Here is a 12,487-nt window from a genome sequence, read left to right on the forward strand (position 1 = left end):
GTCAGCGCGTTGACATCCTGCGCATTCAGGCCCTGGACAACGGGTTTCAGTCCGCCGAGCAGCAGATCGAGGTCAAGTGCCGGCGCCGTGCGGTCGACGGGAATCTGAGCGCCGGCCGACAGACGCCTGGTCGAGCCCGGACCGTCGATGAGTTCGAGGTAGCGATCGCCCACCAGGTTGAGGTAGCGAACTGCCGCCCGGGTGCCCTCGGTGAGGACGATGTTGCGGTCGGCGTCGAACTTCACCACGACTTTTTTGTCCGGCCGCAGCGAGACGCCGTTGACCGTACCCACCCGGATCCCGGCGACCCGCACCGACTGCCCGGTTTTGAGACGCGACACGTCGGCGAACACCGCCGAATACTTAGTCGTCGCACCCGTCCGGTACTGGCCGAAGATGAAGAACAGAAAGGCGGTCATCATCACCATCACGACCGCGAAGATCGCGAACTTGATCAACGTCGCGCGCGTCCTCATCCCGGTTGTCCGATCTGAGCGGAGTTGCGCGGTGGGCCGGCGATCGGCCCGTACAACAGCTGTTTGAGCAGATCGGAGTTGATCAGCAGCTGTGGGTTTCCGTACCCCACCGGGTTGGCACCGATATCGGTAATCAGTTGCGGCGGATTCGTGTTGAACGGGAGCCTCGGCAGCCCCAGGCAATGCGGGCCGCCCGTCGCGGCAACCTTCGGCAAGTTCGTCGGATACCGATAACGTTCGCCGCCCCACGTGAGACTCGCCGATATGTTGATGCTCGGCTCCGACAACGGCGGACCATGCGCTATTTGTATAAGACCGCCGAAACTGCAAGTGAACACCTCGTGGTATTCGCTGGTCAGATCGGTGGTCGGCACCAACAAATGCAGCACATTCGTCAGCGCTTGGCGGTTTGTCGACAAGACGTCGTTGCCGATGTCGGCCAAGCCGATCGCGCTGATCAGCAATGCATCCAGGTTGTGTTGCTCGTCGACGATCGTCTGGCTGACCCGGGTCGCGTTGGCTGCAGTCTTCACCAGGTCTGGCGCCGCGTCGGCATAGGCGTTGGACACCGCGGGTAAGACCGCTAGGTCATGTCGCAGTGCGGGCAGGCTCGGTTCCAGTTCGGCCAGAAAGGAATCCAAGTCGCTCAGCGATTGGCCGAGCTGTGCGCCCCGGCCACTGAACGCCTTCGCCAGCGCGCCCAGTGTCTCGTTGAGCTTCGGCGGGTCGATCTGGGCCAGCACCGAAACCAGTTGCTGGAACACCGTATTGATCTCGACCATGACGTGCTCGCCCCGCAGCTCCTGGCCGGCGTGCAGGCGCTGGGCTGAGGGTTGGTCGGGTGGCACGAGCTCAACGAACTTGGCACCGAAGACCGTCGACGACGTGATCTCGGCAAGCACGTTGGCCGGAATGAATTTCAATTGCGACGGGTCCATCGCCAAGTGCAGAGCGGCCTGGCCGTTCGGCAGCGATTCGATCGAGTCGACCTTGCCCACCTGCACGCCGCGCATCTTCACCTTGGCGTCCGGGTTCATCACCAGACCGGCGCGCGGCGACAACACGGTCACCGGCACGGAGGGGGTGAAGCTACCTTGGAACAGGCCCACCGACAGCGCGAAGATCGCGACGACCACCGCGACTGTCGCGAGGCCCGCCAGCGGGCGGACGTAGGATCGCGCGCCGAAGTGATGGCCCGTCCTGGCGCCGACCGGCCCTGCCGCACTGGTGGTTTCGGACCGGTGGATGGGACCCGGCCCGAGATTTCCCGTCACTCTTCTGTTCCCATCTCTCCTATCCCGACAGGTTGAAGTTGCCGTTGCTGCCGTAAATCGACAGCGAAACCAGCAGCGTTACGGACACCACGACGATGAGCGAGGTCCGCACCGCGTTTCCCGTCGCGTTGCCGACACCGGATGGCCCGCCAGTAGCGAAATAGCCGTAGTAGGTGTGTATCAGCAATATGGTCAGCGCCATGAGGACGGCTTGCAGGAACGACCACAACAAGTCGATCGGGTTCAGAAACGTGTTGAAGTAGTGGTCGTACAAGCCGCTCGACTGCCCGAACAAGACCGTCGTGGTGAACTGGCTGGCGACGAACGACAGGATCACGGCGATGCTGTACAACGGCGTGATCGCGAGCATTCCAGCCAAGATCCTGGTGCTCACCAGATACGAAATCGGGCGAATCGCCATGCTTTCCAGCGCGTCGATCTCTTCGTTGATCCGCATGGCACCCAGCTGAGCGGTCACCCCTGCGCCGAAGGTGGCCGCCAAACCGATCCCTGCGACGACCGGGGCCGAGATACGCACGTTGATGAACGCCGCCAGAAAGCCGGTGAGCGCCTCGATCCCGATGTTGCCCAGCGAGCTGTAGCCCTGAACGGCCAGCGTGCCACCCGCGGCCAAGGTCAGGAAGCCGACGATCACGACGGTGCCGCCGATCATCGCCAAAGTGCCTGCGCCCATGCTGATCTCAGCGATCAATCGAATGACTTCGCGCCGGTAATGCACCGCGGCGAACGGAATCCCGGCAAGCGACTTGCCATAAAAAATCGTGTGGTCGCCGATCCGGTTGAAGGTGCCGACCGGCCGCTCGAGTTGGCGGAAAAGCCTGGGATACGCGGCTCGAAGCGTCATTGCGTCTTCCCCGTCACTTCGCCGTCATCTTGATGCCGACCGCGGTGACGACCACGTTGACGACGAACAGGGACATGAATGCGTAGACCACGGTTTCGTTCACCGCGTTACCGACGGCCTTCGCTCCCCCGCCGCTGATTATCAGGCCGCGATAGCAGGCGACCAATCCGGCGATGAGGCCGAAAAGCAGTGCCTTGACGCAGGAAATGATCACCTCGGGCACCCCGGTGAGCAAGGTGATACCCGCGGCGAACGCGCCGGGATTGACGTCTTGCACAAACACCGAGAAGGCGTAGCCGCCCAGGATGCCGATGATGCACACCAGGCTGTTGAGCAGCATGGCCACCAGCCCTGAAGCCAGCATGCGAGGCGTGACCAAGCGCTGCACCGGGTTGATGCCCAGCACTTCCATCGCGTCGATTTCCTCGCGGATCGTTCGCGATCCAAGGTCCGCGCACATTGCCGTGGCACCCGCGCCCGCCACGATCAGAACCGTCACCAGCGGCCCGACCTGGGTGACCGCACCGAACGCGGCGCCCGCGCCGGACAGGTCGGCTGCTCCCAGCTCGCGCAGGAGAATGTTGAGCGTGAAGCTGACCAGGACGGTAAACGGGATGGCTACCAACAACGTGGGGGCCAGCGAGACTCGCGCGACAAACCATGACTGTTCCAAAAACTCGCGCATTTGAAACGGCCGGCGGAACGCGAACTTGATCGCGTCCGCTGACATCGCAAACAGGCCCCCGACCGCCTGCATGGGCCCCGATAGGTCCCATTTGAATTTCAACGCCGGCAGTCCCGACGACCAGCGGTCGGCTCCTTTAGTCGCCACCGGTTCGAGATCCTTCCCGGACAGTGGCGGGCAAGGGTCCGCAATTCAACGCGCGCACACCAACTCTGTTGTGCGCCAAACCGGCTCCCATCCTCACGCCGGTCCTCCGTTCTTTCGCGTGAGTCGGCGCTCCGAGGCAATGCAGGCCGGCCACGCCCCCACGTCTTGCAGCGTGCGGCGATTATGACTCATGGCGCGGGCGGGCGGTGCCGAAACCGCATAACCGTTACTGTCGCAGACCATAGCCGTCCCGCCCGAGTCCTGTGCCACTGAATGGGCATTCCGCGTGAACATCTCAAACAACTCCGGTCCTAGGTGACGGCACCGGCCGTCTTGAGTTCGATGATGCGGTCCCAGTCGAGCCCGAGTTCCATGAGTATGTCGTCGGTTTGCTCGGCGAAGCCGGGGGCCGGACCGGTCTGCGGGGCGGTGACATCGAACTGGACGGGGTTGGCGACCAGCTCGAGTTCGCCTGCGCGCACCAAGTATTCATTCGCCCGGATCTGCGTGTCGTCTGCCACTTGCAGGGTGTCCTGCACCGGCGCCCAGGGACCCGCGAGCGTCGCAAAGCGTTCGCTCCACTCGGCAAGCGTGCGGGTAGCAATGACTTTGGTCAAGATCTCCACGGCATCTGCGGTATTGGCGGCGATCTTGTCGACGGTGGCAAACCGGGGATCGTCGGCCAGTTCCGGCCGATCGATGTGCCGACAGACGTCGGCCCAGAACTTGGTGGGCTGCATCATCACCAGGGAGATGTAGCGGCCATCGGACGTCGCGTACACGCCCACCAACGGATTGATGGGTGACCCATGGATGCCGGGCGGCGGCGCTTCCAGTCGCTGACCCAAATGCCTCGTCAGCGCCACCGTGTGGCCCAGCGACCAGAGTCCGCTGCCCAGCAGCGACACGTCGACAACGGACGGCTCGCCGGTGCGCTCCCGCTTGAGCAATGCCGCCGCTATGCCACCCGCGAGATTGGTGCCGGAGATTGTGTCGCCGTACGCGGGTCCCGGCGGGGCGATCATGCCCGGCATCCCGGCCGGCGTGATGGTGGCGGCGGTTCCGGCCCGGCACCAGAAAGCCGTCATGTCATAGCCGCCCTTGACGGACTCTGCGCCGCGGGGACCCAGGGCGCTGCCGCGCGCGTAGATGATCGCCGGGTTGACCGCCCGAATGTCGTCGACGTCGATACCGAACTTTTCCCGGGCGTCGGGCAGGAAGCTGGTCAGGAACACATCGGAGCGGCGGGCCAGCTCGTAGAGCACCTCCTTGCCCTGCGGCACAGACATGTCCAGTCCGATGCTGCGCTTGCCGCGGTTGGCGTGCTCGATGTTGGGATTGGGGTCGCCTTCGACGCGCAGCATGCCGGTCTGGCGCAGCCCGCGCTGAGGGTCGCCGGTCACCGCGTGCTCGACCTTCACCACGTCGGCGCCCCATTCGGCCAGCACGGCGCCCGCCGACGGGACGAAGCCGTACATGGCGACTTCCAGTACGCGGATGCCCTCGAGCGGCTTCACGCGCGACCACCGGAAGCCGGACCGGTCGGGACCGCAAACGTTTTGCGCTCCAGGAACTCCTCGAGGCCGGCGACGCCCATCTCGCGGCCGACACCGGACTGCTTGAAACCGCCGAACGGGCTGTCCGCCCCGAAGTAGTTGCCGCCGTTGATGGAAAACGAGCCCGTCCGGATCCGGCGCGCCACCGCGAGCGCCCGGTCCTGGTCACGGCTGAAAACCGCGCCGGCCAGTCCGTAGATCGAGTTGTTGGCGATGCGCACGGCGTCGTCGTCATCTTCGAACTCGATGACCACGAGCACCGGCCCGAAGACTTCGTCCTGAGCGATCTCACTGTCGGGATCGACGTCGGTGAGCAGGGTCGGCGCATAAAAGTAGCCGGGATCCAACCGCTTGCCGCCGGTGACCAGGGTCGCCCCCGCGCCGATGGCCCGCTGGACCATGCCGTCCACCTTGTCCCGCTGGCGCTCGTTGATCAGCGGTCCCATGAACGTCTTCGGATCGGCCGGGTCGCCGTGGCGCACCTTGGCGAAGTTCCGCGCTATCAGGTCGACGATTTCGTCGTGGTGCCGCCTGGGCACCAGCAGGCGCGAGGTGAGCGCGCATCCCTGACCGGCGTGGGTGACCATGCTGAAGGGCGCGAACATGCTCGCGGCCGCGAAGTCAGCGTCGTCGAGCATGATCACCGCCGACTTGCCGCCCAGCTCCAGAAAGACGCGCTTGACGGTGTGGCTGGCGTCGGCCATGATCCGCCGGCCGACCGCCGTCGAGCCGGTGAAAGTGATGGCGTCGACGTCAGGACTCATGGTCAGGGTTGCTCCGACGCCGGGGTCCGACGAACTCAAAACGTTGACGACGCCGTCCGGGATCTCGGTGTGGTTGGCGATCAGCTCGCCCAGCGCCAGCGTGACGAGCGGCGTGTCCGGGGCCCCCTTGAGCACCACGGTGCATCCGGCGGCCAGCGCCGGCGCCAGCTTGGCCAGCGCGAGCTGGTTCGGATAGTTGTAGGCGATGATGGCCCCCACCACGCCGGCGGCTTCCTTTTCCACCCAGCGGCGATGCCGCATACCGCGCGACTCCGTCTCACCCAGGTCCTCGGAGAACTGATAGCGGCCCAGCAGGTCGGCGTAGAACCGCACGATGCCGATCGGCTCGTCGAGCTGTGCGCCGTGGGTCAGTGTGCGCGTGGCACCCACTTCGGCGATGGTCAACTCACGCAACTCGTCGGCGTGACCGACCAGCGCCCGATGCAACTGATCGAGGCAGCGGATGCGCAACCCGACATCGGTTGACCAACTGGTCGTATCGAAAGCACGACGGGCCGCCGCAATCGCCTGCGCTACCTCCTCCGCGCCGGCATCCGGCGCGTATCCCAAGACCTCGCCGGTAGCGGGATTGGTCGACGGAAAAGTCCGATCGGTGGCTACGAGCCGGCCGTCGATCAACAGCCGGTGGGCGGGCGCGCCGTCGGCGGAAACGGGGGCCGCATCGGCTGCGGGCGCGTCCACGATGGTCGAACCCGCGTCCTGCGATGCCATTCAACCCCCCGCTGCGGTCACGAAAATTTGATTCTCCTCATCGGCGAATCTTACATTCGACTCTCGAGAATTCAAGAAATTCTCAGGAAGGGGATGGGTCCCTTGACCTGCGCTGCAATCTGACAGCTGTCGAGTTAACGGCACTTTCTTTGCAGGCTGCGAGCGGTTTCATGGTCGCCTTGCAAGCCCCTTCAGCGTGAGAGTAAGGTTCTCATAAATGTAAGGGTGGTTCTTTCCAGCGGAGACGCCGCCGGTCGCCCCAGGGGTTTGGGTGTTGCAGACGTGATGATCAGCATGAAGACCGCATGAAAACCGCAGTAGTCACCGGTGGCGGATCCGGCATCGGTCAGGCCGTGGCGCGGCGGCTGCGCGCCGACGGTCTCGACGTGGCCACCGTCGATCTCAGACCTTCCGACGACGACCTGGCTTTCACCGCCGACGTCACCGAGCGCGCCCAGGTGGACGCCGCCCTGTCGGCCATTCGCGACCGGTTGGGGCCGGTCACGGTGCTCGTCAACGCCGCCGGCCTGGATGGGTTCAAGCGCTTCAACCACATCACCTTCGAGGACTGGCAACGGGTCATCGACGTCAACCTCCACGGCGTCTTCCACATGATCCAGGCGGTGCTGCCCGACATGGTGGAGGCCGGATGGGGCCGCATCGTCAACATCTCGTCGTCGAGTACGCATTCCGGCGTGGCATACATGGCGCACTATGTGGCGGCCAAGTCCGCGGTCAACGGCCTCACCAAATCGCTGGCACTCGAGTACGGGCCCAGCGGCATCACCGTCAACGCCGTGCCACCGGGATTCATCGACACCCCGATGCTGCGCAACGCGGAGTCGCAAGGGTTCCTCGGCGACGTCGAGCAGAACATCGCCCGGACGCCCGTACGCCGGATGGGCAAGCCGGAAGACATCGCCGCAGCATGCGCATTTCTGGTGTCCGAGGAAGCCGGCTACATCACCGGACAGATCTTGGGTGTCAACGGCGGACGCAACACCTGAGCACCAAACCATTTCGAGCGGCAAGCCCAGTTGAAACCCTTAGGAGACACCGTGAAGGTCTGGGTTGATCCAGAACGCTGCCAGGGCCACACCTTGTGCTCGATGATCGCTCCGGATTCCTTCCAGCTGAGCGACATTGACGGCAGTTCGTCGGCAGTCGACGAACAAGTCCCGCCAGACCAACAGGACCAGGTGCGTGAAGCCGCGCACTCCTGCCCCGAGCAGGCCATCCTCATCACTGACGAAACGTAAAGGGAGACAACACCTTGAGTGTCGACGGCATCGTCAGCGACAGCGATCGGAAGAAGCACCGCTATCACTTCGACAGGCACACCGCGGAATACCGATCGCAGTTCAAGGCGATCACCGAGGAGATGCACGCCAAGTGCCCGATGGCCTGGACCGACACCTACGGCGGCCACTGGGTGGCGGCCGGCAGCCACGAAGTATTCGAGCTGGCCCGGTGTCCGGCAGTGTCCAACGACCATGACATCCACGGCGAACGCCGTGGCTACAAAGGCATTTCGATCCCTACGGCCAGCCGGGCCAACGTCGTCAGGGGCGGCATCCTGGAAATGGATGATCCCGAGCACCGCACCTATCGAACCGTGCTGAACCCGTACCTGTCCCCGGCGGCGGTCAAGCGGTGGGAGCCGTTCATCGACGACATCACCCGCGCCTGCCTCGACGAGAAGATCGAAAATGGCCACATCGACTTCGTCGACGATCTGGCCAATATCGTTCCCGCGGTATTGACTCTGGCGATGCTCGGCATCCCGCTGAAGAAGTGGAACATGTACAGCGAGCCGGTCCACGCCGCGGTGTACACGCCCGAGCACTCGCCGGACATCGAGCGCGTCACCGAGATGCACCGGCAGATGGGACTCGACATGGTCAACAACATGATCGAGATTCGTCAGAACCCGCGGCCCGGCCTGGTGAATGCCCTGCTGCAGATGCGGATCGACGGCGAGCCCGCTCCCGATCTGGAGATTCTGGGGAATCTCGGGTTGGTTATCGGCGGTGGCTTCGACACCACCACTGCGCTGACAGCCCATTCGCTGGAATGGCTTTCGGAAAACCCCGACGAGCGCGAGCGCCTGCGGCGAAACCGCGATACCCTGCTCGACCCCGCGACCGAAGAGTTCCTGCGTTACTTCACGCCGGCACCCGGGGACGGCAGAACCTTCTCCGACGACGTCGAACTGGATGGCGTACAGTTCAAAGAGGGTGAGCGGCTTTGGATTTCATGGGCCATGGCCAACCGCGACCCCGCCGTGTTCGCCGACCCGGACAAGATCGTCCTCGACCGTAAGGGCAACCGGCACTTCAGCTTCGGTATCGGCGTGCACCGCTGCATCGGGTCCAACGTGGCGCGCACGGTATTCAAGTCCATGCTGAACGCGGTACTCGACCGTATGCCGGACTACCGCTGTGACCCCGACGGGGTAGTGCACTACGAGACCATCGGCGTCATCCAGGGCATGCGCAAGCTGCCGGCCACGTTCACACCCGGTCCGCGCGTCGGCGCCGGCCTCGACGAGACACTCGACAAGCTGCAGCGCATCTGCGACGAGCAGGAACTCGCCCGGCCCGTCACCGAACGTAAAGAGGCCGCGGTCATCGACTAGGCGAGCGTTGACTGCCCGGATTTTTTCGAGTAGGCCTGGTCAGCGCCACCGCACCCTATATTTGGAACATTGCGGAGATGGGAGATGCGTCGGTGAAGACATTCGCATTCGGCCTTGCGTTGGCCATGGCCGCTTTGACCCTTACGCCCACCGCCCACGCGGAAATGCAGGTTGGCAACTACAGAGTGGACACCAATCGCGATCCCGGGCATAGCTGGCTTTTTTTGATTCGACCATGCGTTTCTCACACACCGGACTGCTTACGCGTCCAAGCGATACCCCAACCCAACGGGCAGGCGGCGTGGTGGGCCGAAGATGCTCATCTGTCCAACAACACCTACACCCTGACCGTCGACGTGCCAGATGGTGTGCGCTGCGTCGTCCAGTTCTTTCCCTCGCACGACGTCTATACCTGGGACGCGGTCTCACTGGCCGGTCAGGTGGTCTCCACATACGACACGGGGTGCGGCGGCGGGCCGGGGGGCAGCGACACCTACCCCTTCTCGCTCGTGCGATGGTAGCGGCGATCCGAGTTGAGTGGTTGACGATGGCGACGGGCGGTAAACGCGAATGACTGAGGCGGAAAAACCGCCAGAAGATTCGGTCAGATCCAAAGCCGAGGCGATGGCCTTGCTCGAAGAAGCCGAGGCCGAAGCAGCCGAGGCCGAAGCACTCGCCGCCGCGGCGCGCGCCCGCGCCCGGGCCGCCAGGCTACGGCGCGAAGCGCTGGCCGAGGCCGAGGCAGAGGCGAAACCGGAAGCCCCCGAGGCCGCCGAGGCCGACGCCGAGACCTTCGAGACTGAGGCCGAGACGGTGGAGTCCACCCAGCCTGACGACACAGTCGCGGCTGCCGCCGAGGTTACCCAGGCTGGCGAGGGCGATGAGGAAGTCGATGACGAGGCCGCCGAGGAGACCCTCGAGGACGTCGAACCGGAATCCGGTCCGGCCGGAGGGCGACGCCGTTTGCCGTCACTGTCGGCCACCTGGAAAGTGGCGGCCATTGTGCTGATCTGCGCCTTTACCGGGATCAGCGGATACATGGCGTGGCAAGACCATGAGGCCACCAAGCGCGAGCAACGCGCAGCGAACTTCGTCGCGGGGGCCAGGCAGGGCATCGTCAACATGACCTCGTTGGATTTCAACCGAGCCAAGGAAGACGTCCAGCGAGTGCTCGACAGCTCCACCGGTCAGTTCAGGGACGACTTCCAGCAGCGGGCAAAGGATTTCACGTCGGTGGTCGAGCAATCCAAAGTCGTCACCCAGGGAACGGTCACCGCGGCGGCGCTCGAATCAATGGACGAGCATTCCGCTTCCGTGCTGGTTTCGGCGACGTCGCGGATCAGCAACTCTGCGGGCGCCAAGGACGAACTACGCATGTGGCGGCTCCGCGTAACCGTGACCGAAGAAGGCGGACAGTACAAGATGTCGAAAGTGGACTTCATAACGTGAGCGATGAAACCCGCGACGTCGAAACCGCGGAGATCGCGGACGAGGACGAGGACGTTTCCGGCGTCGCTGAAGCCGAGGACGACGCCTCGGTGACCGAGACGCTCGCCGAAGTCGACAGCTCTCCCGAGCCTGGCCGGCGCGAGTGGTCACGCCCGCTGCGCGAGGTGAAAGTCGTTCCCGCGCTTCTTGTCCTGTTGCTACTGCTCTCTGCCGGCGCGGCGACGTGGCTGTACTTCGAGCAGTACCGGCCGAAGCAACAGACCGATCCCGGCGTCGCGCGGGAGGTGGCCAAGGCGGCGTCCGACGGAACGGTTGCGTTGTTGTCCTACTCACCCGAGTCGCTCGACAAAGACTTCGCCAACGCCAAGACACACCTTTCCGGGGATTTCCTGTCGTACTACAACCAGTTCACCGAGCAGATCGTGGCCCCGGCGGCCAAACAGAAGTCGCTGAAAACCACCGCTCAGGTGATCGGTGCCGGCGTGTCGGAATTGCATCCGGATTCGGCTGTGGTTCTGGTGTTCATCGACCAGAGCACCACAAGCAGGGACAGGCCCGATCCATCGATGGCGGCCAGCAGCGTGCTGGTGAGCATGACGCGGGTCAACGGCAAGTGGCTGATCACCAAGTTCGACCCGGTCTAACTTTCCCCCGCGAGTAGACGCAGAATCGCACCATAGGCACCGCTTTTGTGCGATTCTGCGTCTGCTCGCCAGTAGAACTCAGCCGCGCGGCAAGCCGAGCACGCGCTGGGCGATGATGTTGCGCTGGATCTCGGACGTCCCACCGGCGATGGTGCCGGAGAAGCTGCGCGCGTAACGCTCGAACCAGCTCGCGAAATAGTGGTCCAAGTTCATCGGCGCATACGGGCCACTCAGCGCGGGGTGAATGAGACCCTCGGGTCCGGCAGCGGCCAGGGCATGTTCGTATGCGGTGCGCTCGGCTTCAGAGCCGAGCAGCTTGAGTACCGACAGTTGAGCGACGTCGTCTTCGCCGCGGGCCGTGCGGGCCAGCGCCACCGAGCCCAAGAGCCGCAAAGCAAGTTTGTCCATGATCGCGGTGGCATAGTGGTCGCGGTCGAGCGCAGTGGCCGGGCGGAAGTCGGCGATCATATTGTCCAGCCGATCGGCGAAGCCCAGCCACATCATCGTGCGCTCGTGTCCCAGGGATCCGTTGGCCACCGCCCATCCGCCGTTGAGCGCACCGACCAGGTTCTCGGCCGGAACCTTCACATCGGTGAAGAACACCTCGTTGAAATCCAGGTCATCGGCCGAGCAGATGGACGGGAACGGACGGCACACGAGGCCGGGGCTATCGGTCGGGATCACTAATGCGCTGATGCCCTTGTGTTTTGGCGCATCGGGATCGGTGCGGACGAACGTCAGCAAGACGTCGGCATCGTGAGCGCCGGAGGTCCACACCTTCTGTCCGTTGACCACGAAGTGGTCGCCGTCTCGCACCGCACTGGTGCGCAACGACGCCAGATCCGATCCGGCGCTGGGTTCACTCATGCCAAGCGAAGCGGTGATCTCGGCCCGCAGGATCGGCACCGCCCAGCGATGCTTCTGCTCCTCGCTGCCGAACGACAACAACGATGCCGCAACGATATTCACGCCCTGCGGGTTGAGGCTGTGGTAGATCCGGCGCCGGCACAGTTCCTCCAGATAGACGAACTGCTGCAGCACCGTGGCGTTGCGCCCACCGAACTCGGGTGGCTGGCTGGGCAGCAGCCAGCCGTTGTCGAACAGCAGCCGCTGCCATCGGCGTGCCCAGGCCGGCATATGCGACACGGACCGGGGCCGCTCCTCGGTTTCGCTTGCGGACGGCAGGTTTTCGTCGAGGAAGGCCGAGAACTCCGTCCGAAACGCTTCGACGTCGGGATCAAAAGTCAGCTGCACGGT

Annotated in this window: 13 protein-coding genes; 6 read left to right on the top strand and 7 right to left on the bottom strand. The window is 64.2% G+C overall.

Annotation, left to right across the window (positions count from 1 at the left end; translation table 11 throughout):
- From A5791_RS07605 to A5791_RS07630, 6 genes are all read right to left on the bottom strand, one after another.
- Window positions 1-476: MlaD family protein (locus A5791_RS07605; RefSeq protein WP_156661059.1), on the bottom strand; the 476-nt coding region annotated here is incomplete at its 3' end.
- The gene (locus A5791_RS07610; RefSeq protein WP_231995827.1) at window positions 473-1,636 is read right to left on the bottom strand and encodes an MCE family protein; all 1,164 of its coding nucleotides are present in this window, start codon (window positions 1,634-1,636) and stop codon (window positions 473-475) included. The genes A5791_RS07610 and A5791_RS07605, both read right to left, overlap by 4 nt.
- A 133-nt stretch (window positions 1,637-1,769) precedes the next feature.
- A complete protein-coding gene (locus tag A5791_RS07615) occupies window positions 1,770-2,615 on the bottom strand; it encodes an ABC transporter permease (RefSeq protein WP_067233548.1) in 846 nt (281 codons plus the stop codon).
- Window positions 2,616-2,628: 13 nt separating this feature from the next.
- Complete coding sequence (locus tag A5791_RS07620) at window positions 2,629-3,447, bottom strand: ABC transporter permease (protein WP_067233551.1); 819 nt, start codon at window positions 3,445-3,447, stop codon at window positions 2,629-2,631.
- A 311-nt stretch (window positions 3,448-3,758) separates the two neighbouring features.
- Window positions 3,759-4,964, bottom strand: coding sequence for a CaiB/BaiF CoA-transferase family protein (locus A5791_RS07625; RefSeq protein WP_067233554.1), 1,206 nt, complete (start codon window positions 4,962-4,964; stop codon window positions 3,759-3,761).
- On the bottom strand, window positions 4,961-6,499 hold the full coding sequence (locus A5791_RS07630) for an aldehyde dehydrogenase family protein (RefSeq protein ID WP_067233556.1): 1,539 nt from the start codon (window positions 6,497-6,499) through the stop codon (window positions 4,961-4,963). The genes A5791_RS07625 and A5791_RS07630 overlap by 4 nt, the downstream gene beginning before the upstream one ends.
- A 305-nt stretch (window positions 6,500-6,804) precedes the next feature.
- Between A5791_RS07630 and A5791_RS07635 the strand changes: the two genes are divergently transcribed.
- From A5791_RS07635 to A5791_RS07660, 6 genes are all read left to right on the top strand, one after another.
- Entirely contained in the window at window positions 6,805-7,506 is a 702-nt protein-coding gene (locus A5791_RS07635; RefSeq protein WP_067233558.1) for an SDR family NAD(P)-dependent oxidoreductase, read from the top strand.
- Window positions 7,507-7,557: 51 nt separating this feature from the next.
- Complete coding sequence (locus A5791_RS07640; protein WP_067233561.1) at window positions 7,558-7,758, top strand: ferredoxin; 201 nt, start codon at window positions 7,558-7,560, stop codon at window positions 7,756-7,758.
- A 14-nt stretch (window positions 7,759-7,772) separates the two neighbouring features.
- Window positions 7,773-9,137, top strand: coding sequence for a cytochrome P450 (locus A5791_RS07645; RefSeq protein ID WP_067233564.1), 1,365 nt, complete (start codon window positions 7,773-7,775; stop codon window positions 9,135-9,137).
- 77 nt (window positions 9,138-9,214) lie between these two features.
- A complete protein-coding gene (locus A5791_RS07650) occupies window positions 9,215-9,658 on the top strand; it encodes a hypothetical protein (RefSeq protein ID WP_082966805.1) in 444 nt (147 codons plus the stop codon).
- Window positions 9,659-9,707: 49 nt separating this feature from the next.
- Window positions 9,708-10,586: a hypothetical protein gene (locus A5791_RS07655; RefSeq protein ID WP_067233566.1), complete on the top strand. Its 879-nt coding sequence runs from the start codon at window positions 9,708-9,710 to the stop codon at window positions 10,584-10,586.
- Between the two features lie 89 nt (window positions 10,587-10,675).
- Window positions 10,676-11,230 carry a hypothetical protein gene (locus A5791_RS07660; RefSeq protein ID WP_067233573.1) on the top strand — a complete coding sequence of 185 codons (555 nt, stop codon included), beginning with the start codon at window positions 10,676-10,678 and terminating at the stop codon, window positions 11,228-11,230.
- A gap of 78 nt (window positions 11,231-11,308) precedes the next feature.
- Here A5791_RS07660 and A5791_RS07665 read toward each other — a convergent pair whose 3' ends face one another.
- The gene (locus A5791_RS07665; RefSeq protein ID WP_067233568.1) at window positions 11,309-12,484 is read right to left on the bottom strand and encodes an acyl-CoA dehydrogenase family protein; all 1,176 of its coding nucleotides are present in this window, start codon (window positions 12,482-12,484) and stop codon (window positions 11,309-11,311) included.
- Window positions 12,485-12,487 lie beyond the last annotated feature (3 nt).

It is taken from the genome of Mycobacterium sp. 852002-51163_SCH5372311 (assembly GCF_001667115.1).
Lineage (GTDB): Bacteria > Actinomycetota > Actinomycetes > Mycobacteriales > Mycobacteriaceae > Mycobacterium.

Excerpts from the sequence above, each read along its gene's own strand:
- A5791_RS07650 (WP_082966805.1), top strand. The coding sequence starts at position 9,215 with ATGGGAGATGCGTCGGTGAAGACATTCGCATTCGGCCTTGCGTTGGCC.
- A5791_RS07655 (WP_067233566.1), top strand. The coding sequence starts at position 9,708 with ATGACTGAGGCGGAAAAACCGCCAGAAGATTCGGTCAGATCCAAAGCC.
- A5791_RS07635 (WP_067233558.1), top strand. The coding sequence starts at position 6,805 with ATGAAAACCGCAGTAGTCACCGGTGGCGGATCCGGCATCGGTCAGGCC.
- A5791_RS07615 (WP_067233548.1), bottom strand. The coding sequence starts at position 2,615 with ATGACGCTTCGAGCCGCGTATCCCAGGCTTTTCCGCCAACTCGAGCGG.
- A5791_RS07630 (WP_067233556.1), bottom strand. The coding sequence starts at position 6,499 with ATGGCATCGCAGGACGCGGGTTCGACCATCGTGGACGCGCCCGCAGCC.